This window comes from Rhizobium sp. LARHSG275 (assembly GCF_052871115.1).
This window is the reverse complement of record NZ_JBIXJN010000033.1, coordinates 12,579-31,011: the sequence shown is the minus strand read 5'-3', so window position 1 is coordinate 31,011 and position 18,433 is coordinate 12,579. Positions and strand designations below refer to the sequence as shown.

Sequence of the window (18,433 nt, the reverse complement as noted above, 5' to 3'; positions counted from 1 at the left end):
AGGGCTCTTCATGCCCGAAGCTAACAATGATGACAAAGAGCGCCGGCGCCGCGACAATTTGACCGAGTTCGTCCGGACGGAATCTGCCGCCAAGGGCTTCGATCTCTGCCGTATCACGCGCCCGGACGCGATCCCCGAAGCCAAGGAGCGTCTCGGCCAGTTCATCGATGCCGGGCGCCACGGGACGATGGACTGGATGGCGGAGACGCGCGAGCGGCGCGGCGATCCGCGCACGCTGTGGAGCGAGGTGCGATCCGTCGTCGTCTTCGGCCTCAACTACGCCCCGGAGGAAGATCCGCGCGGCATTCTCGACAAGCCTGATAAGGCAGCGATCTCCGTCTATGCCCGCAACCGCGATTATCACGACGTCATCAAGGGCCGGCTGAAGGAGATCGCCACGCGCTTTGCGGCGCGGGCGGGCGCCGATGTCAAAGTGTTCGTCGATACGGCGCCGGTCATGGAGAAACCGCTGGCGGCGGCGGCCGGGCTCGGCTGGCAGGGCAAACACACCAATCTCGTCAGCCGCACGCACGGTTCCTGGCTGTTCCTCGGCACGATGTTCACCACCGCCGATCTCGTGATCGATGAAGCGGAAATCGATCATTGCGGTTCCTGCCGCGCCTGCCTTGACATCTGTCCGACGGCTGCCTTCCCGGCGCCTTACCAGATCGATGCGCGGCGCTGCATCTCCTATCTCACCATCGAGCACAAGGGACCGATCGATCCCGATCTGCGCGGGCTGATCGGCAACCGCATCTATGGCTGCGACGACTGTCTTGCCGTCTGTCCTTGGAACAAGTTCGCAAGGTCTGCCTCCGAGATGAAGCTACAGGCGCGGGAAGATCTGAAGGAGCCGTCGATCGCCTTTCTGCTGACGCTTGACGATGCCGCCTTCCGTGCCTTTTTCAGCGGCTCGCCGGTGAAGCGGATCGGCCGCGACCGCTTTATCCGCAACGTGCTGATCGCCGCCGGTAATTCCGGCGACAAGGCGCTCATCGGGCCTTGTCGTCTGCTTTCGGAGGATCCCTCGCCCGTGGTGCGCGGCATGGCGGTCTGGGCGCTTTCGCGGCTGATGGAGGCTGGCGAATTTGCGGCCTTTGCCGCACAAAGGGCGGATGAGAGAGATGACGACGTCCTGAACGAATGGCGATTGGCGGGAGTGGGCTGATGCATGTGATGATCTTTGGCTGCGGTTATTCCGGCACGGCGATCGCCAAGGCCTTTACCGGCGACGGCGTGCGGGTTTCCGGCACCACGCGCTCGCCTGACAAGATGGACGCGCTCCGCCAGAACGGCATCGAAGCTTTCCTTTTCGATGGAGAGAGTATGGAAGGGGGGCTGCGCCAGGCTTTGGACGGCGTCACTCATCTGGTGCAGTCGATCGCCCCTGGCAAGGCCGACCCACTGCTGCGGCTGCTCGGTAAAGACGGCGCATACCTGCTGCCGAAGCTCGAATGGATCGGTTATCTCTCGACCGTCGGCGTCTATGGCGATCACCAGGGCGCCTGGGTGAGTGAGGAAACGGCGTGCCTGCCCGTTTCCGGCCGGTCGACCGAGCGGCTCGAGGCGGAAGAGGGCTGGCTGGCAATGGGCCGGGAGCGCAGCGTGCCGGCGGCGGTGCTTCGCCTTTCCGGAATCTATGGGCCGGGACGCAACGCCTTCTGCAATCTGGACAAGGGCACGGCGCGACGGCTGATCAAGAAGGACCAGGTGTTCAACCGCATCCGCGTCGAGGATATCGGCGCGGCGACGCGTTTCCTGTCGGAGCGCGGCCTCGGCGGCATCTATAATGTCACCGACGACCGACCCGGCCCGCCGCAGGATGTGATCGTCGAGGCAGCCCGCCTGATGGGGGTGGAACCGCCGCCGGAGCAGAACTTCGAGACCGCCGAATTGACGCCGATGGCGCGCACTTTCTACGGCGAGAACAAACGGGTTTCGAATGCGAAACTGAAGGCCGCCGGCTTCGCATTTTCCTTCCCGAACTATCCTATGTCGCTTGCGCAATTGTGGCGGGACGGATGTTGGCGCGGTTAGAACGCAGTCTTGTTTGCGACGGACGCACTCACCCAGAATGAGTAGGAAATTCCTACTTTCCCGCTTTGGCCGGACAATTTTCGCCGCATCTTATGGTTAACGGCCTTTGAATTTGCCCAAATGTGGCAGTAAATATGGCGAAATCGGAAAAATATTTTCGCGATTTTCGTGAACGCCGAGGCGTTAACTATCCCTTCGGAAAATTCGTTCGGATTTTAGCTGATTTTATTAGGTTTTTTCCACTCTTGGGCGCGGCGTGCATTCTCGGAATCCCGACATCACACTCACGAATGTTACAGATTGTAATATTCCGTGAAGATGCGCGGCACTTTTTCGCCACTTTTTCACAGATTTAAGCCCCGCCGCCTGCAAGGGCGCGAGTTCAATAGTTGAGGGATACTCTGTTTTGAAGAAAACACGTCGTTCTATTGTCGCCGCTGTAACTATTGCAGCCTGTTCTTCCATGCTTCCAGCGGAAGGTTTTGCTGGCAATGGCTGTGGCGGTGCTTCATGGTACGCACTTCGCTCCAAAACTGCTTCCGGGGAACGTATGAACCCTGCCATCTTGACTGCCGCACATCGTTCGCTTGCTTTCGGCACCAAGGTGAAGGTCACCAACAGCAACAATGGCCGCACCGTCGTCGTTCGCATCAACGATCGTGGTCCGTTCATCCGCGGTCGTGTGCTCGACCTGTCGCGCGCCGCCGCACAGAATATCGGCATGGTGAGCTCCGGCACTGCGAAGGTCTGCTACCAGATCATCAGCTGAGGCCAGCACTGACTGCGCCGGAAGCGGCGCTTGCTCTTGCCGTCAATCGCGGTTACCACGCGGTTGAGACTTGTGAACAATTGACTGCGTGACACTCGCGTTTGCGCTGGTCGTTCCCACGCCACGGCAACAGGAGACATGTGAATGCGTCTGGGCGGCCGCCTCGAAGGGGCGATTTCTGTGCTCGCGGACATCGATGCCCGCAAGCGGCCCGTCGCCGACGCGCTGAAGGACTGGGGCCTCGCGCACCGCTTCGCCGGCTCCGGCGATCGTGCAGCGATCGGCAACATCGTCTATGACGCACTGCGCATGCGGCTTTCCCACGCCTGGCTGATGGATGATGACAGTGCGGCGGCCATTGCCCATGCCGTCATGTTCCGCCAATGGGGTTTCACGCCAGACAGTCTTGCCACTGAGCTGGCAGATGACAAGTTCGCGCCGGCGCCGCTTTCAGCCGACGCCGTCTCGGCTTTTCAAAGCCGCTCGCTCGACGATGCGCCGCCGCATATCCGCGGCGATATTCCCGAATGGGTCCAACCCTCCTTCGAGCAGGCCTTCGGCGCCGCCTGGCTCGCCGAGGCACAGGCACTCGCGGCGCGCCCGACGCTCGATCTGCGCGCCAACCTGCTCAAAGCCTCCCGCGACAAGGTCGTCAAGGCGCTCGAAAGAGCCAACGCGCATGCAGCGAAGATCGCCCGCCACGGTATCCGGATTGCCGCCGGCGAAGGCGCCTCGCGTCTTCCCAACGTAACAGCCGAGCTATCGTTCCAGAAAGGCTGGTTCGAAGTTCAGGACGAGGGATCGCAGATCGTCGCCGACCTGGTGCTCGCCCATGATGGCGAACAGGTTCTCGACTATTGCGCCGGCGGCGGCGGCAAGACGCTCGCCATGGCGGCGGCCATGCAGAACAAGGGACAGGTTCACGCCTATGACGCCGACCGCAAACGGCTGGCGCCGATCATCGAGCGGCTGAAGCGGGCGGGCACACGCAATGTCCAGGTGCATGACGACGCCAGGGCGCTCTCCGGCCTTGCCGGACGCTGCGACAAGGTGCTGGTCGACGCACCCTGCACCGGCACCGGCACGTGGCGCCGCCGCCCCGATACGAAGTGGCGGCTGACGGCGAAGAACCTCGACGAGCGCACCGCCCAGCAGCAGGACGCGCTGGCGCAGGCGAGCGGCTTCGTCAAATCAGGCGGCGACCTGATCTATGTGACCTGCTCGGTCCTGCCTCGGGAAAACGAGGAACAGGCGCGCCGCTTCACGGCTGACAATCCTGATTTTCAGATCGTCAGTGCCCTGCCTGCCTGGGATCAGCTCTTCGGCAAGGACGCCCCGCGTCCGCACTCTTCCGACGGCCTGTCGGTGACTTTGACCCCCGCCTCCACCGATACCGACGGCTTCTTCTTCTGCCGCATGCAGCGCAAGGGTTGACGCGGTTTAGCGGAGGCCTACGCAGCTGCCGGTTTTTCAAGCAAATTCCGTTCAAAATGACCGGTTAGCCGCGCCTGTCCATTCTTAAAATCATTCCAAACTAGAGTGTTTGACACCAGTTTGCTTTTGCGCGAAGAGACGAAGCCCGATGACAGCGCCGCGCGTCTGATCAGACGCGCAAAGGACGCTGTAACACTTTGAATCGACGCATCGCGCTTTCCGAAAATCGATTCCGATTTTCGGGCCGGTGCGGTAGACGGAAAATCCGTCACAGGAGAGGATCATGAAGCTCAACCGCAAATTCCGCGCAGCCGTGCTGGCGATCGCCCCCGCCGCCCTGCTCGCCCTTCCCGCGCATGCCGAGACCGATGCCGCTAGCGTGGTGAAACACTATGCCGATGTGGCGCATGCGAAATACGAGGACTCGCTGACGACGGCCAAGGCGCTCGACGCTGCGATCGACGCCTTCCTGAAGGCGCCGACCGATGCGACGCTCAAGGCCGCCAGGGAGGCCTGGATCAAGGCGCGCGTTCCCTACCAGCAGACGGAAGTCTATCGCTTCGGCAATCCGATCGTCGACGACTGGGAAGGCAAGGTCAATGCATGGCCGCTCGATGAAGGCCTGATCGACTATGTCGATGCCTCCTACGGCACCGAGAGCGACGAAAATTCTCTCTATGTGGCCAATGTCATCGCCAACAAGACGATCAAGATCGACGGCAAGGATGTCGACGCCTCCAAGCTGACGCCGGAATTCCTCTCCGGCACGCTGGCCGAGGCCGGCGGCATCGAAGCCAATGTCGCGACCGGCTACCACGCCATCGAATTCCTGCTCTGGGGACAGGATCTGAACGGCACGGGCCCTGGCGCCGGCGACCGCCCGGCAACCGATTACGACCTCAAGAATTGCACGCACGGCAATTGCGACCGGCGCGCCGAATATCTGAAGTCCGCCTCCACCCTGCTGGTTTCCGACCTGCAGGAAATGACCGACAACTGGACGCCGGACGGTGCGGCGACCAAGAACATCGAAGCCGATCCGAAGGCCGGCCTCGTGGCGATCCTGACGGGCATGGGTTCGCTTTCCTATGGCGAGCTTGCCGGCGAGCGCATGAAGCTCGGCCTCTTGCTGCACGATCCGGAAGAAGAACATGATTGCTTCTCGGACAATACCTACAACTCGCATCTCAACGACGCGATCGGCATCGCTGCTGCCTATACCGGCAACTATACCCGCGCCGACGGCACCAAGCTCAGCGGCCCGTCGCTGCACGATCTGGTGGCCGCCAAGGACAAGGCGCTCGATGCCGAAGTGGAAGGCAAGCTCAACAAGACGCTCGATGCGATGAATGCCATGGCAAAGCGCGGCGAGACCGTCGAGAAGTACGACCAGATGATCGGCGAGGGCAACAAGGACGGCAACGCCGTCGTCCAGGCCGCCATCGACGGCCTGATCGACCAGACGAAATCGGTGCAGCGCGTCATTGCCGCACTCGATCTCGGCACGGTTCAGCTTGAAGGTTCCGACAGCTTGGATAATCCTAACGCCGTCTTCAAATAAGCAAAAAGGCGGGCCGCTTCGAAAGCCGGGGCGGCCCGGACCCTGAAATGTCGCATGTCCCGGCCCGCCGATTGATCGCCAGCGCAGCGCTCTGCGCCACACTTGCCGGTTATTCCGTCAGCATCGCCGCCGGTTTCGATCTGCCGACGAAACGCACCGACCTTTCCGAAGCCGATCTGCAACGTGTCGCCGACGTCACCCGGCCGACGGCGGATTTTTCCAAGGCCGAACAATACGAAGCGATGCAGGCAGGGGCGGCGACCTCGATCGACCCTGTCACCGAGGACAGCTTCTCGCATATTTCGGCCAATATCCCCTTCGAGGAAGAGCAGAATTTCAAGCTCGGCAACGCGCTCTTCCGCAAGCTCTGGGTGTCCGCTCCGTCCTCGACGCAGGCCTCCGATGGTCTCGGGCCGCTGTTCAACGCCCGCTCCTGCATGAGCTGCCATGTCAATGACGGCCGCGGCAGGCCGCCGGAGGGAGGCCCAAGCGCCACCTCGATGTTGCTGCGGCTTTCGCGTGCGGCCAGGACGCCGGAGGAAGAAAAGGCGGTTGCGCGCGCCGATGTCGTCAATTTTCCCGATCCGGTCTACGGTCATCAACTGCAGGACCTCGCCGTTCCCGGCCTTGCTGCCGAGGGGAAGATGGCGATCAGCTACCGCGAAGAGAGGGTGACGCTCGGCGACGGCGAGATCGTGTCGCTGCGCCGGCCGAGCTATGCGGTTGTCAATCCCGCCTATGGACCGCTCGATCCCGCGACGACGATTTCGCCACGTGTCGCCTCGGCGATGATCGGCCTCGGACTGATCGAGGCCATTCCCGAAGCCGATATCCTCGCCCATGCCGATCCGGACGATGCCGATGGCGACGGCATTTCGGGGAAGGCTGCGGTTGTGCGCGACCATCGCAGCGGCAAGATCGCCCTCGGACGATTCGGCTGGAAGGCGCAGAACGCCACGGTGCGCGACCAGAGTGCCGATGCCTTCGCCAATGATATCGGCATCTCGACGCCCGATCAGCCGGATGCGCAGGGCGACTGCACCAAGGCGGAAGAAAAATGCCTTCCAATGCCCACCGGCGTGCAGAAACGGCTGGGCGCAGAAGAAGCGCCGGGTCCCATTCTCGACCTCGTTACCTTCTATTCCGAAAACCTTGCCGTTCCGGCACGGCGCAAGGCAAGCTTCGCCGAAACGCTGCAGGGCAAGCGGATCTTCTACGAAAGCGGCTGCATTTCCTGCCACGTGCCGAAATTCGTCACCCGGCGGGACACGCCTGAAAAAGCACAGTCCTTCCAGTTGATCTGGCCCTATTCCGACTTTCTGCTGCACGACATGGGCGACGGGCTTGCCGACGGGCAGCAGGTCGGTCTTGCAAGCGGACGTGAATGGCGCACGCCGCCGCTATGGGGTATAGGACTGACCCGGACTGTCAGCGGACACAGCTTTTTCCTCCATGACGGCCGTGCGCGGAGCCTCACCGAAGCGATGCTCTGGCATGGCGGCGAAGCTGAAAAGGCCCGCAACGCTTTCTCCTCCCTGCCGAAAGACGACAGGGCGGCCCTGATTACATTCCTGGAGTCACTTTGATGCGCCTTTGGCACCCTCTGCTCTGCCTTACTCTGATCGGCCTCGCCACATCAGCAGCCGCCCAGACCGTAGCTCCCCCGGCAGGGCTGAACGAGGATGCCGTTCCCGCCGTCATGCAGCGCGCCGTCGACGAGGTGATCCGTCCCGGCTATCGCAACATGCAGCAATCGGCCGCCCGGCTGACGACGGCGATGAAAGATCTTTGCAGCGACGGCACGCAGCAGACGCTCGACAAGGCGAAATCCGCCTTCGACGATACGATCCGCTACTGGTCGATCATCGAAATCGTCCAGACCGGACCGATTATCCAGGACAATCTCTTCGAGCACATCCTGTTTTATCCCGACCGCAAGGGCGTCGGCCTCAAGCAGGTGCAGGCGCTGATTGCCAAGGCCGATCCGAAGGATGCGACGGTCGATGCGATCGCCGGCAAGAGTGTTGCGCTGCAAGGCCTGACGGCGCTGGAATACGTGCTCTACGGCAATGGCTCCAACGATCTCGTCGGGCAGAAAAACGGCTTCCGCTGCCTTTACGGCCAGGCGGTCGCCGGCAATATCCAGCGTGAAGCCGGCGAAGTCGTCGCCGCCTGGGAAAAGCCCGACGGCGTGCAGGCGAGCTGGAAACATACAGGCCCGCAGAGCAACGATTTCATGGACAACAAGGAAGCGGTGACAGCGCTGCTCGGCATTCTCGTCCATGGTGCGGAGAATGTCCGCGACCAGCGGCTGGAGCAGTTCTACAAGGGCAAGGACGCTGCGCCACGGCCGCGCATGGCGATCTACTGGCGCTCCAAGAATACCTGGAAATCGATGGCCGCCAATCTGGAAGGCCTGCGCACGCTCTGGCAGAAGGCCGGCATGGCCGAGCTTCTGCCGCCGGACAAGCAACCGATTGCCGCCTCGATCGACGAGGACTTCAAATCGCTGCTCGACAGCGTACCGAAGCTCAATCCCGACATCGACGTCGCCACCAGCGATGCAGAGAAGGCCAAGCTCGATACGCTGCTTGCCGACAGCCGCAACCTGATCACCCGGATCAGCGACGAATATGGCGCAGCGATCGGCCTTTCGGCCGGCTTTTCCTTTTCGGACGGAGATTGAGACGATGATGCGAAGTGCCGCAATCAACCGACGCAGCTTCGTCAAGGCGGCCGGCCTCGGCTTCCTTGCCACCTTGACGCCAAGGTCGCTGATGGCGCTGGAGCGGACTGATGCGGTCTATGCCTCGGGCATTCGGGCAGCCGACGGCTCCTTTGCCATTGCGACCGTGACCGAGCGCGGCGAGATCGTCGATCAGGTGGCGCTGCCCGCCCGCGCCCACGGCATGGCCTTCAGCGCCAGCACCGGCAAGACGGTCGCCTTCGCGCGCCGGCCGGGCACCTTTGCGATGATCTTCGATCCCCGGAACAAGGGCGAGCCGATCGCCATCAGTTCGCCAGAGGGCCGGCATTTCTATGGTCATGGCGCTTTCTCTCCCGATGGTTGTCTGCTCTATGCCAGCGAGAACGACTTCGACGGCAATCGCGGCATGATCGGACTCTACGACGCCACCGACCGCTTCACCCGCATCGGCGAATTCGAGACCTACGGCATCGGCCCGCACGACATGACGGTTTCCGACGACGGACGCCTGCTCATCGTCGCCAATGGCGGCATCGAGACACATCCGGATTTCGGCCGCACCAAGCTCAATCTCGGCGAGATGCAGCCGTCGCTGGCGCTGATCGATGCGGCGACCGGGGCGCTGATCGAAAAACATGTGCTGCCGGCGGAATGGGCGGAACTCTCCACCCGCCACGTCGATCTCGACGGCGAGGGCCGCATCTGGTTCGCCTGCCAGTATGAAGGTCACCGCAAGGATTTGCCGCCGCTTGTCGGCCATTTCGCCAAGGGCGAGAATCTCTCCTTCATCGACCTGCCGGAGGAGACGACGCGCCGGCTAGCCAATTACGTCGGAGCGATCGCGGTCAATCGCAGCGAAGGTCTCGTCGGCATCACCTCACCGAAGGGCGGCGCCTCGGTGACGATCGACGCAAGGACGGGCAAGGTGCTGGCCGAAGCGACCATTCCGGATGCAGCGGGCATCGCGCCGGCAAAGAGCGGCTTTGCCGTCTCCTCCTATGACGGCGATTTCCTGTCGACCCGCAGCGACGTCGCCTGGGATCAGCACATCGTGCGGATCTGATCACGGAAGCAGAGCTTCAGAGCAATTCCAGGAAAAGTGTGAAGCGGTTTTCCGTCCGGAATTGCGTAAAAACCAAAGCCTAGAGCGGTCCTGCGTTTCCGTTAAAAGCTGAACCGCTCTAGCCGGAACGCGAATAGGCTTTCTGCTCGGCGCTGACGCTCGATGCCGCGGCTCTTGCCGCCTCGTGCAGCCATTCGTTTCCCCGCACCGCCAGATCCTTCAGGATCGCCGCAACCGCTGCCGCATCGTCGGAATGGCAATTGGCGATCTCAAAGCCCATCAGTTCGAGCATTGTCGGCGAAAGCAGGATCTCGGGACGCCGGTCGATTTCGATCTTGCAGCTGTTCGGCGAGAGCCGGCGCACGAGGATGCGGCCGGAAACCCGGTAGTGCGGATCGGCTGAGCGCGCCCGCCCATTGGCGATCTCGCTTGCATGGATCGCCACGTCCTGTGGCCTGTGGCGAAGCGACCAGGCCGACGGCAGCAGCGCCTTTGCCTCACGCAGCACCGGCCCGCCCTGCCATTCGGCATAGGCGACGAAACGCGGCCGGCCGAGACTGCCGGTGCCGCCGCTGCGCGGCTTTGGCACGAAGGGCTCCGCCCCGGACGGCAGCGCGGCGGCGAGCGCCTTGGCGTAGGCTGGTGGCGGCGGCTTGCTGCCGGGAAGCAACATTTCGTATTTCTCCCAGAATTCCCTGCGTCCGGAATTCGGCAGCATCAACGCCTTGCGCAGCCATTTGTGGTCGCGCTCGAGGATGACGGGCAGCGGATTTTCAAGGCCCCTGCGATAGCCGCTCAAGATCAATTCGCCGATCATGCGAACCGAGGGACCGTCGTCACCGCGCGCCAAGACGGCGCTTGCCGCAAGCCGAACGAGATCAAATGCATAGGGCATCACCGCCGCGTCGTCGAAATCATTGACGCCCCAGACGAGCCGGCCCTCGATATCGCGCCAGGTGCCGAAATTCTCCAGATGCGTATCGCCGATCGCCAGCACCTCGGGCGCGCCTGTGAGTTCCGGACAGATATCGAGGATGATCTCGCACCAGCGCCAATAGGTGGCGCGCAGGAAGACGAAATCGCCGCTTCGCATCTTCTCGTGCTTCTCCCTGAGATCGTCCTTGACGAGATCGTCGCCGAGTTCGCCGGCCAGCCAGGTCTCGAAATTCCGGACCGATTGCGATATCGTCGTCATGCCGGCGCTCCATCATTTCGCGACCCGATGCGGAGAATACGCACACCGCGCGAAGCTGCAATCGTCTTCGCATCGGATCGCCATAATCAAGCGGTACTGGCCAGCGGTATTGGCCAGCGGTACCGGCTTGCCCGGCGACGGAAAGGTGAAAGGTTGCCCCGGCGACACGGTCCCGGGTTTCCATCGGCGCCCGGACCGATTTCAGCAATGTCCAGCTTGTCGAATGCGGCGCGCCATGCCACTTTCGCGGCTGTAAGAGGGGCAGACATGAGCGAGACTGACAGGGGCGATTTCCGCGCGCGAATCCGCCGCAATTTTGCGCGGCAGGCGGCGATGGAGACAATCGGCGCGGAGCTGACGCGCGTCGAGCACGGCGTCGTCGAGATCGAGCTGCCCTTCGACGTCAAACTGACACAGCAGCACGGCATCCTGCACGCAGGCATCATTTCCGCAGCGCTCGATTCGGCCTGCGGTTTTGCCGCCTACAGCGTCATCGACCCGGAGGCCTCGATCCTGACGATCGAGTTCAAGGTCAATCTCATGTCGCCGGGGCGTGGCGATCGTTTCCTGTTTCGCGGGGAAATCACCAAACCCGGCTCCACCATCATCGTCGCCGACGGACGAGGCTACGCGATCAGCGACGGGCCGGCGAAACTCATCGCCTCCATGACCGGAACGATGATGGTGATCCGCGGTAGAGAGGGCATTACGGGATGAAGTTCGAACTGAAATCGGTCGCGGGGAAATCCATCCTTTTCGTCATGGCGGCGGAGGCCGAATACGGTCCCTTCCTGCGTTCGCGCATCGAACCTTTGATGACCGGCGTCGGCCCGGTCGAGGCGGCCATCGCGCTGAGCAAGACATTGGCGCGGCTGGATGCCGTCGATGACCTGCCTGATCTCGTCGTCTCCCTCGGCTCGGCCGGCTCGGCGAAACTGGAGCAGACCGAAATCTATCAGGTGACCTCGGTTTCCTACCGCGACATGGACGCCTCGCCGCTCGGCTTCGAAAAGGGCAAGACACCCTTTCTCGACCTGCCGGCAACGCTCGAGCTGCCGCTGCGCATTCCCGGCATTGCCGAAGCAAGCCTTTCCACCGGCGGCAACATCATCTCGGGCGCCGCCTATACGGGCGTCGACGCCGACATGGTCGATATGGAGACCTATGCGGTACTGCGGGCCTGCCAGGGCTACAAGCTGCCGCTGATCGGCCTTCGCGGCATTTCCGACGGCGCCGTCGAACTGCAGCATATTTCGGGCTGGACCGAGTATCTGCACATCGTCGACCGCAAGCTCTCTTACGGCGTCGACAGCCTGTTCACGGCGCTGGAAGACGGGGTTTTCTGGTTCTGAGCCCCTGAATGGATCGTGTCCGGGCAGGTGGTGTAGGGGTCGGGAGATAGCAATGACCCGCGCTTGCTCAGGAACGTCTTTGCACTGTGAACCTCTTCAGGGCCGCGAGCGTTTTCCGGGCTGACATGATGCTCGATCGGTGCCGGTCGTGACCCGCCTGCGCGTCGAATTACGATCGACAATACATGATGCGTTTCACCAGACCGGTGTCAACCTTCGCTTCTGATTCACAGTGGCTATTCAAATGGATCTTGCCTCATCGGCTGTCAGCGCATTCTCTCGCGTGCCGGAAACGATAATCTCCAGCACTTCATGCTCGTCGGTATTCCTGATGTACCGATCGCCGACATATTCGCCGCGCTTGAGGACCATGACGCGATCGCCCACGGCAAAGATATCGATAAGGCGGTGTGAGATGATGATCTGGGCAACGCCCTGCTTCTTCAGTTCCAGCATGGTTTCGAGCAGCCGTTCCGTCGCCATCACGGAAAGGTTGGCGGTTGGCTCGTCGAGGATCACGACGCGCGGCTCGAACGAGATTGCGCGGGCGATTGCGACGGATTGCTGGCGGCCACCCGACAGGCTTTCGACCTTCTGATAGACGGAATTCACGTCGACCTTCAGCCGTTTCAACACGCTGTCGGCTTCCGCATACATCTTCCGCCTGTTAACGAAAGGGCCTTTGAGCGGCCAACGGCCAAGGAAGATGTTCTGGCCGACATCCATATTGCCGCAGAGCGCGAAATCCTGGTAGATCATCTCGATGCCGACGTCGCGGCTCTCGTGCGGGCTCTTGAACCGCACCGGCTGCCCGGCAACGAGGATATCGCCCGCATCGCGCTGATAAGCGCCGGTCAGGATCTTCATGAGCGTCGATTTGCCGGCGGAATTGTCGCCGACCAGGCCGAGGATCTCGCCGGGATACAGCGTCAGATCGACCTTGCGGAGCGCCTGCACGGCCCCGAAGGCCTTTTCGATGCCCTGCATTTCCACGATCGGCGCGGATGGTGTCGCATCAGCCATGACTGCTCTCCCGTGCTGTCGCGCTTCTTGCGAGGCGGGTTCGCAGGCGCCCGAAAATATTGGCCTGGCGCACCCATATGTCGATCAGCACCGCGACGATGAGGATGACGCCGATAAAGACGTTGATCCAGTGCTGCGGCATGCTGAACCCCTGAACGTTGAGTTGAAGCAGCGCCCGCACGAGCGTGATGACGGCGGCGCCCGCAAGCGAGCCGATCATCGTGCCGTAACCGCCGAAGATCGATCCGCCGCCGATGATGACAGAAGCGATCGCATCGAGCTCGCGAAACTGGCCGGCAACCGGGTTGAAGCTGCGAAAATAGGCGACGTTGATGATCCCGGCCATGGTGGCGCAGAGCGCCGACAGCATGAGCGCGATGAAGCGCACGCGGTTGGTGTTGATGCCGGCATAAGCGGCGGCGCGCACGTTGCCGCCGGCCGCGCAGACCTTCAGCCCGAACGGCGTATAGGCAAGCACGATACCGGCGATCACGGCGATGAAAAACATCCAGATCGTCTGGATGCTGACGACCTCGGCCACCGTGCGAATGATCCCCGGCGGCAATGCAAGGCCGAAATGCAGGAGAACGTCATTCACCTTGCGCCCGAGCAGGTTATAGCCCTCTGGCCAGCCGGTCAGCTGCTGTCCCGCGACGAACCAAGCGGCGAGCCCACGGGCAATGTAGAACATGCCGAGCGTGGCGATGAAGGCAGGCAGTTTGAAGCCGACGACGACCATGGCGTTGACGGCTCCGGCCGCCGTCCCCGCAAGCAGGCCCATCGTCACGGCGGTGAGCGGATCGGCGCCGAGCACCTTCAGGAAATAGGCCGCGGTGCTGCCGGCAAGGGCAAGCACCGCGCCGACGGAGAGATCGATATCGCCGGCTGCGATGACATAGGTGAGCCCGACGGTGATGAGGGCCAATTCCGTGTAATTGAGCAGGATGGCAAAGGTGTTGGGCAGGTTCCACCAGTAGTCCGGCCTGAGCACGAGGCCCGTCAGCCACAACACGACGGTCAGGATGATGGCCAGTGCGTCGCGGCGGGCGAGAAACTTGCCGAGCCCGGTGGCAGACAGCGCCATGTCGGTCGCCATCGCCCCCTTTGTCTGGACACCTTCGATCGCCACGCCGCCGATCTCGTAGGCCGGCGGGGGTGGCCGGCCGCGCAGCCATGCCCATAGCCGGGCCGCGACCTGGCGCCGAATGAGTAAGGGCTCGATCAGCACGGCGATGACGAGAAGCAGACCCAGGAAAACCAGCACGGCGCCCGCCGGCAGGGTGAACTTGGCGCCGACCGAGACATTTTCACCGTCGATCACGACGATGCGCGTGATCGGCCATCCCTCGCGCAGCACCTTGTCGATCAGCACGACGACCGCGGCACCCAAGCAAGACCCGATCACGCGCCCGCGCCCGCCAAGGATCGATGCTCCGCCGATGACGACCGATGCGATGACGGTGAGTTCCCAGCTGACACCATAGAGGGGGGTGACGCCCTTGTCCTGCGCTGCCGACAGGAGAGCTGCAAGGGTCGCGCAAAGCGAGGAGAGCAGATAGGCGCGAATGCGCACCCAGCGCGTGCGAATGCCGGCATAGGCCGCCGCCTGCTCGTTTCCGCCGGTGGCGAAAGTCTCATAGCCCCAGCGGGTCTTGGCAAGCACATAGGCCCCAACCATGGCGATGAGGAAGAAGATCGCGATCTGGTTGTTGAAGCCGAGGATATTCGTCTCGCCTAGGTGGAAGAACAGCGGATGGTCTTTCGCCTTGTCGGAGTAATAGATTGCCTGGCCATGCGTCAGCGCCAGCACGAAACCGCGGCCGATGAAGAGGATCGTCAGCGTCGCGATGAAGGCCGGCACTTTCAGGAGGGTGACGAGCACGCCGTTGATCAGGCCGATCGCCGTGCCCAGCAGCACGCACAGGAGCACCGACTGGATCACGCCGAAATCGAGAAAGCTCGGGGCAAAAAGCCTGGCGAAGACGACGGCGACCAGGCCGTATGTCGAGCCGACCGAAAGATCGAGATCCTTGTTGGCGATGACGAACGTCATTCCGACCGCGATGATCCCCACGCGGGACGTATCGCGCAGCAGCGCGTGAAGGGCTTCCGTCGATCCGAAGAAGGCCGGGTTGACGATGGCCCCGGCGAAGTAAAGCAGCGCAAGGAACAAGAGGAGTCCCGCCTCCCAGCCGCCGACGAGCTGGGGTGGCGCACGGCCGAGCGATGTCGTCGTGGAGGGCTCCATGAGTTTCTACCGACCAAATGCGTTTCTACCATCCGATCCTTGCTGTTGCTTGGCGGGGAGGCTCGCGCCCTCCCGCCACAATTTCAGGCGTCCCAGACGAAATCAGTTCTCGAAGCGCTTGCCGACCTTGGCGACGTTATCCTTCGTCACAAGCTGGGCGCGCGTGTCGAGATTGGCAGCCGAAATTCCGCGATCGATCTGGAGATAGAGCTGCATGACGGGCCAGAAGCCCTGCAGGAAGGGCTGCTGGCCGAGCGAGCCGGTCAGATTTCCCGCCGCGATGCCTTCCTGCTGTGCCGGGCCGAGATCGAAACCAAAGGCGCAGAACTTGCCGGTCTTCCCCATCTGGGCAACCGCCTTGACCAGCGGCGGCGTAAAGACGTTGTTGGCCGTGAAGGCGCCGACCACGTCGCCACGGGACTCGAAGAGCGAAACGAGTGCGTTGACAGGGTCGTTCGGGTTCGTGTCGATGCCGACATTCTCCGGGCCGGCGTCAACCTTGAAGGCATCGAGCTTGCCGGCATTCTTCAACGTCTTGACGATGGCATTGAAGGCGGCGGTGACACGGTTGTTCACCTCGATATTGCCCATCGCGGTGGAGGACGGCAGCACGATCGAGCCGCTGGCAGCACCACTGGCAATAACGCAATTTGCGAGCGCCTCGCCGCCGATTGCCGCCGCCGACGCATCCTGGCCGGTGTGGCTGATCGCGCTGCGGTGCAGGATGGTGGCGTCGAACGAGTTGGTCGTCGCTATCGGGATGCCGGCCGCCTCGGCAGCCTTGACGATGTCGTTATAGGCACCGACCTGCGGCGTCGTCATGATGATGCCGTCGATCGTCGGGTCCTGAACGATCTGGTTCAGGATCTCGATCTCGCGGGCGGGGTCGTCCACCGGCGACTCCGAACCGAGCAGCAATATCTTGGCACCGATCATATTGCCGGCGACGGTCGCGCCGACGTAGACAGGGTCAAAGAAGCCATTGCCTGCCGTGTGCGTCACGATCGCGAAGGTCAGATGACCATCAGCCGAATGGAAATCCTTCGTGCCGGGGGCCTCTTTTGCCGCTTCCTCGAAGTTATAGCCGCCAACCGCTTTCTCGACACCGCCCGACTGCGCAAATGCATGCGAGACACCGAGCGACAGTATCGCGGCCGATGCCGCGTAGAACAATACCCGCCTCATGATTGGTCCTCCCTTGAAACTAAGGGAGGAAAGCCGTTCGAGCGCAATCTATCGAGAGTGGGGCCGAAGGCTTATCCTCCCATTCTCTAATATTCCGCGCAATTCTGGTTCAAGTAAACCGCAAACCCATCGTACTTGTGAACTTTTCGCTTTTGGAAGCGTCCGATAACCGTTTTTGAATGGCAGGTGACAGGTTGGTGGGCTCGGGACAATTGGAACAATAAAAACCTGATGCCGCCGATTTCCCGGATTGCCAGGCGAAGCGCTTTTCATTAAAGCCTCGCCATGACCCAGACAGCACATCCCGACTCCGTTCTCATCGTCGATTTCGGCAGCCAGGTGACCCAGCTCATCGCACGACGCGTGCGCGAGGCCGGCGTCTATTGCGAGATCGTCCCCTTCCAATCGGCCGAAGAGGGCTTCCACCGCCTGCAGCCGAAGGCCGTGATCCTGTCCGGCAGCCCGGCATCCACGGTGGACGAGGGATCGCCGCGAGCGCCTCAGATCATCTTCGACAGCGGCCTGCCGGTGTTCGGCATCTGCTACGGCCAGCAGACGATGTGCATGCAGCTCGGCGGCAAGGTCGAGAGCGGCCATCACCGCGAATTCGGCCGCGCCTTCCTCGACGTCGACAAGGACTGCCAGCTGTTCGAGGGCCTCTGGTCCTCCGGCTCGCGCCACCAGGTCTGGATGAGCCATGGCGACCGCGTCACGGCGCTGCCCGACGGTTTCGAGGTGGTCGCCACCTCCTCCAACGCGCCCTACGCCTTCATCGCCGACGAGAAGCGCAAATATTACGGCGTGCAGTTCCACCCGGAAGTCGTGCATACGCCTGACGGCGCCAAGCTGATCGGCAATTTCATTCACAACATCGCCGGCATCAAGGGCGACTGGTCGATGTCGGCCTACCGCCAGAAGGCGGTCGAGCAGATCCGCGAGCAGGTGGGCGACAAGCGCGTCATTTGCGCACTTTCGGGCGGCGTCGACAGTTCCGTCGCAGCCCTCCTGATCCACGAGGCCGTCGGTGACCAGCTGACCTGCATCCTCGTCGATCACGGGTTGATGCGCAAGGACGAGGCGGCCGGCGTCGTCGCCATGTTCCGCGAGCACTACAATCTGCATCTGCTGCATGTCGATGCCGCCGATCGCTTCATCGGCGAGCTCGAAGGCGTCAGCGACCCGGAAACCAAGCGCAAGATCATCGGCCGGCTGTTCATCGAGACCTTCGAGGAAGAAGCAAAGAAGCTCGGCGGCGCCGATTTCCTCGGCCAGGGTACGCTCTATCCCGACGTGATCGAGAGCGTTTCCTTCACCGGCGGCCCGTCGGTGACGATCAAATCGCACCACAATGTCGGCGGTCTGCCGGAGCGCATGAAGATGCAGCTCGTGGAACCCTTGCGCGAACTCTTCAAGGACGAAGTGCGCGCGCTCGGCCGCGAACTCGGCCTGCCCGACAGCTTCATCGGCCGTCACCCCTTCCCAGGCCCCGGTCTTGCGATCCGCTGCCCCGGCGGCATCACCCGCGAAAAGCTGGAGATCTTGCGCGAGGCCGATGCGATCTATCTCGACGAAATCCGCAAGGCCGGCCTCTACGACGCCATCTGGCAGGCCTTTGCCGTGCTGCTCCCCGTCCAGACCGTCGGCGTCATGGGTGATGGCCGCACCTATGAATTCGTCTGCGCGCTGCGCGCCGTCACCTCCGTCGACGGCATGACGGCGGACTTCTACCACTACGACATGGAATTCCTCGGCCGCGCCGCCACCCGCATCATCAACGAGGTGCGCGGCATCAACCGCGTCGTTTATGATGTGACGTCGAAGCCGCCCGGCACGATCGAGTGGGAGTGAAGGGGAGTAGT

At 62.4% G+C, this 18,433-nt stretch carries 15 protein-coding genes; 11 read left to right on the top strand and 4 right to left on the bottom strand.

Annotated features, from left to right (window positions below; genetic code table 11):
• Positions 1-10: 10 nt before the first annotated feature.
• The 8 genes from queG (at position 11) to ACIPSK_RS30685 (ending at position 9,571) form a co-directional block, all read left to right on the top strand.
• Positions 11-1,168: a tRNA epoxyqueuosine(34) reductase QueG gene (queG, locus tag ACIPSK_RS30720; protein WP_162115459.1), complete on the top strand. Its 1,158-nt coding sequence runs from the start codon at positions 11-13 to the stop codon at positions 1,166-1,168.
• Positions 1,168-2,037, top strand: a complete 870-nt coding sequence (locus ACIPSK_RS30715; RefSeq protein WP_162115460.1) for an SDR family oxidoreductase — start codon at positions 1,168-1,170, stop codon at positions 2,035-2,037. The genes queG and ACIPSK_RS30715 overlap by 1 nt, the downstream gene beginning before the upstream one ends.
• Positions 2,038-2,443: 406 nt before the next feature.
• Entirely contained in the window at positions 2,444-2,806 is a 363-nt protein-coding gene (locus tag ACIPSK_RS30710; protein ID WP_162115461.1) for a septal ring lytic transglycosylase RlpA family protein, read from the top strand.
• Between the two features lie 144 nt (positions 2,807-2,950).
• On the top strand, positions 2,951-4,240 hold the full coding sequence (locus ACIPSK_RS30705; protein WP_162115462.1) for an RsmB/NOP family class I SAM-dependent RNA methyltransferase: 1,290 nt from the start codon (positions 2,951-2,953) through the stop codon (positions 4,238-4,240).
• A 283-nt stretch (positions 4,241-4,523) separates the two neighbouring features.
• A complete protein-coding gene (locus ACIPSK_RS30700; RefSeq protein WP_162115463.1) occupies positions 4,524-5,801 on the top strand; it encodes an imelysin family protein in 1,278 nt (425 codons plus the stop codon).
• A gap of 47 nt (positions 5,802-5,848) precedes the next feature.
• The gene (locus tag ACIPSK_RS30695; protein ID WP_162115464.1) at positions 5,849-7,387 is read left to right on the top strand and encodes a di-heme oxidoreductase family protein; all 1,539 of its coding nucleotides are present in this window, start codon (positions 5,849-5,851) and stop codon (positions 7,385-7,387) included.
• Entirely contained in the window at positions 7,387-8,487 is a 1,101-nt protein-coding gene (locus tag ACIPSK_RS30690; RefSeq protein WP_162115465.1) for an imelysin family protein, read from the top strand. The genes ACIPSK_RS30695 and ACIPSK_RS30690 overlap by 1 nt, the downstream gene beginning before the upstream one ends.
• Before the next feature lie 4 nt (positions 8,488-8,491).
• The gene (locus tag ACIPSK_RS30685; RefSeq protein WP_162115466.1) at positions 8,492-9,571 is read left to right on the top strand and encodes a DUF1513 domain-containing protein; all 1,080 of its coding nucleotides are present in this window, start codon (positions 8,492-8,494) and stop codon (positions 9,569-9,571) included.
• 118 nt (positions 9,572-9,689) lie between these two features.
• Here the strand turns inward: ACIPSK_RS30685 and ACIPSK_RS30680 are convergent, their stop codons facing one another.
• Positions 9,690-10,766, bottom strand: coding sequence for a DUF2252 family protein (locus ACIPSK_RS30680; RefSeq protein WP_162115467.1), 1,077 nt, complete (start codon positions 10,764-10,766; stop codon positions 9,690-9,692).
• Positions 10,767-11,033: 267 nt separating this feature from the next.
• Between ACIPSK_RS30680 and ACIPSK_RS30675 the strand changes: the two genes are divergently transcribed.
• Together ACIPSK_RS30675 and ACIPSK_RS30670 are read left to right on the top strand one after the other, a co-directional pair.
• The gene (locus tag ACIPSK_RS30675; protein WP_003544704.1) at positions 11,034-11,483 is read left to right on the top strand and encodes a PaaI family thioesterase; all 450 of its coding nucleotides are present in this window, start codon (positions 11,034-11,036) and stop codon (positions 11,481-11,483) included.
• The gene (locus tag ACIPSK_RS30670; protein WP_162115468.1) at positions 11,480-12,118 is read left to right on the top strand and encodes a 5'-methylthioadenosine/S-adenosylhomocysteine nucleosidase; all 639 of its coding nucleotides are present in this window, start codon (positions 11,480-11,482) and stop codon (positions 12,116-12,118) included. The genes ACIPSK_RS30675 and ACIPSK_RS30670 overlap by 4 nt, the downstream gene beginning before the upstream one ends.
• Positions 12,119-12,358: 240 nt before the next feature.
• Here the strand turns inward: ACIPSK_RS30670 and ACIPSK_RS30665 are convergent, their stop codons facing one another.
• From ACIPSK_RS30665 to ACIPSK_RS30655, 3 genes are all read right to left on the bottom strand, one after another.
• Positions 12,359-13,141 (bottom strand): ATP-binding cassette domain-containing protein, encoded by a 783-nt coding sequence (locus ACIPSK_RS30665; RefSeq protein ID WP_162115469.1) that lies wholly within the window; start codon positions 13,139-13,141, stop codon positions 12,359-12,361.
• Positions 13,134-15,389: an ABC transporter permease gene (locus ACIPSK_RS30660; RefSeq protein ID WP_162115470.1), complete on the bottom strand. Its 2,256-nt coding sequence runs from the start codon at positions 15,387-15,389 to the stop codon at positions 13,134-13,136. The genes ACIPSK_RS30665 and ACIPSK_RS30660 overlap by 8 nt, the downstream gene beginning before the upstream one ends.
• 102 nt (positions 15,390-15,491) lie before the next feature.
• On the bottom strand, positions 15,492-16,574 hold the full coding sequence (locus ACIPSK_RS30655; protein WP_024322249.1) for a substrate-binding domain-containing protein: 1,083 nt from the start codon (positions 16,572-16,574) through the stop codon (positions 15,492-15,494).
• A 285-nt stretch (positions 16,575-16,859) separates the two neighbouring features.
• Here ACIPSK_RS30655 and guaA point away from each other — a divergent pair, with 285 nt between their 5' ends.
• The gene (guaA, locus tag ACIPSK_RS30650; RefSeq protein ID WP_162115471.1) at positions 16,860-18,422 is read left to right on the top strand and encodes a glutamine-hydrolyzing GMP synthase; all 1,563 of its coding nucleotides are present in this window, start codon (positions 16,860-16,862) and stop codon (positions 18,420-18,422) included.
• Positions 18,423-18,433: the final 11 nt, after the last annotated feature.